The following is a 2,356-nucleotide window of genomic DNA, read 5'->3' as shown; positions in this document are numbered from 1 at the left end:
CCGTTCCATAAATTCTGGGTCGGCTTGGCGCTGTTCCTGGTGATCCCGGCGGTGTGCGCACTGATCTTCGGCGCGCCCGTGCATTGGGAAATGCCGCAGCTCAAGGGCTTCAACTTCGTCGGTGGCTGGGTATTGATCCCTGAGCTGCTGGCCTTGACCCTGGCCTTGACCGTGTACACCGCGGCGTTCATCGCCGAGATCGTGCGCTCGGGCATCAAGTCCGTGAGCCATGGCCAGACCGAGGCGGCCCACTCGCTGGGCCTGCGCAACGGTCCGACCCTGCGCAAGGTGATCATCCCGCAAGCCCTACGTGTGATCATCCCGCCGTTGACCAGCCAATACCTGAACCTGGCGAAAAACTCTTCCCTGGCTGCCGGTATCGGTTACCCGGAAATGGTTTCGCTGTTTGCTGGCACGGTGTTGAACCAGACCGGTCAGGCCATCGAGGTGATCGCGATCACCATGAGTGTGTACCTGGCGATCAGTATCAGCATTTCCTTGCTGATGAACTGGTACAACAAGCGCATTGCGCTGATCGAGCGGTGAGGAAAAGCGCATGACATCCCATACTTTCAAACCTGATATGCCGCCACCGAGCAAAGTGTTCGGGCCGGTGGCATGGATGCGCGCGAACATGTTCTCCAGCTGGCTCAACACGCTGCTGACGTTGTTCGCGTTCTACCTGATCTACCTGATAGTTCCACCGATCCTCGGTTGGGCTATCCTCGATGCCAACTGGGTCGGCACCACCCAGGCCGATTGCACCAAGGAGGGCGCCTGCTGGGTGTTCATCCAACAGCGTTTCGGCCAGTTCATGTACGGCTATTACCCGACGGGCCTGCGCTGGCGCGTAGACCTGACCGTGTGGGCGGCAGTGCTGGGTGTGGCGCCGCTGTTCATCTCGCGCTTCCCGCGCAAGGCGATCTACGGCCTCAGCTTCCTGGTGCTGTACCCGATCATTGCCTGGTGCCTGCTGCACGGTGGCGTTTTCGGTCTGGATACCGTGGCGACCAGCCAGTGGGGCGGCCTGATGCTGACGTTGGTGATCGCCACCGTCGGTATCGTCGGTGCTCTGCCGCTGGGCATCGTCCTGGCCCTGGGCCGGCGCTCGAACATGCCGGCGATCCGCGTGGTCTGCGTGACCTTCATCGAGTTCTGGCGCGGTGTGCCGTTGATCACGGTGCTGTTCATGTCGTCGGTGATGCTGCCGCTGTTCCTGCCCGAAGGCATGAACTTCGACAAGCTGCTGCGGGCATTGATCGGGGTGATCCTGTTCCAGTCGGCCTATGTGGCCGAAGTGGTGCGCGGCGGCCTGCAAGCCATTCCGAAGGGGCAATACGAAGCGGCCGCGGCGATGGGCCTGGGTTACTGGCGCAGCATGGGCCTGGTGATCCTTCCACAGGCACTGAAGATGGTGATCCCGGGGATCGTCAACACCTTCATTGCACTGTTCAAGGACACGAGCCTGGTGATCATCATCGGTCTGTTCGACCTGCTCAACAGCGTGAAACAAGCTGCCGCCGACCCGAAATGGCTGGGCATGGCCACTGAAGGCTATGTGTTTGCCGCCCTGGTGTTCTGGATTTTCTGTTTTGGTATGTCCCGCTATTCCATGCATTTGGAACGCAAGCTGGACACTGGCCACAAGCGTTAGGAGTTGACTCATGAGTGAAGCGATCAAACAGCCTGTGAGCCCTGAAGGCATTATTCAGATGCAGGGCGTGAACAAGTGGTACGGCCAGTTCCACGTGTTGAAAGACATCAACCTGAACGTCAAGCAGGGCGAGCGTATCGTGCTGTGCGGCCCGTCGGGTTCCGGCAAGTCCACGACTATCCGCTGCCTCAACCGCCTGGAAGAGCACCAGCAGGGTCGCATCGTGGTCGATGGCGTGGAGTTGACCAACGACCTCAAGCAGATCGAAGCGATCCGCCGTGAAGTCGGCATGGTGTTCCAGCACTTCAACCTGTTCCCGCACCTGACCATCCTGCAGAACTGCACCCTGGCGCCGATGTGGGTGCGCAAGATGCCCAAGCGCAAGGCCGAGGAAATCGCCATGCATTACCTGGAGCGCGTACGCATTCCAGAGCAGGCGCACAAGTATCCGGGCCAGCTCTCGGGCGGTCAGCAACAGCGTGTGGCCATTGCCCGTGCCCTGTGCATGAAGCCGAAAATCATGCTGTTCGACGAACCGACCTCGGCACTCGACCCAGAGATGGTGAAAGAGGTGCTGGACACCATGATCGGCCTGGCCGAAGACGGCATGACCATGCTCTGCGTGACCCACGAGATGGGCTTCGCCCGCACCGTGGCCAACCGCGTGATCTTCATGGACAAGGGTGAAATCGTCGAACAGGC

At 60.3% G+C, this 2,356-nt stretch carries 3 protein-coding genes; all 3 read left to right on the top strand.

Annotated features, from left to right (window positions below):
• Positions 1-546 (top strand): ABC transporter permease subunit (locus HGO40_RS30380; protein ID WP_250966048.1); only part of this gene is annotated, 546 nt, incomplete at its 5' end.
• 10 nt (positions 547-556) lie between these two features.
• Positions 557-1,654 carry an amino acid ABC transporter permease gene (locus HGO40_RS30375; RefSeq protein WP_186705160.1) on the top strand — a complete coding sequence of 366 codons (1,098 nt, stop codon included), beginning with the start codon at positions 557-559 and terminating at the stop codon, positions 1,652-1,654.
• A gap of 10 nt (positions 1,655-1,664) precedes the next feature.
• Positions 1,665-2,356: amino acid ABC transporter ATP-binding protein (locus HGO40_RS30370; RefSeq protein WP_250966047.1), on the top strand; the 692-nt coding region annotated here is incomplete at its 3' end.

It is taken from the genome of Pseudomonas sp. CG7 (assembly GCF_023701885.1).
Lineage (GTDB): Bacteria > Pseudomonadota > Gammaproteobacteria > Pseudomonadales > Pseudomonadaceae > Aquipseudomonas > Aquipseudomonas zanjanensis.
Note: the sequence above shows the minus strand (reverse complement) of the source record. Positions and strands in the feature narration are given on the sequence as shown.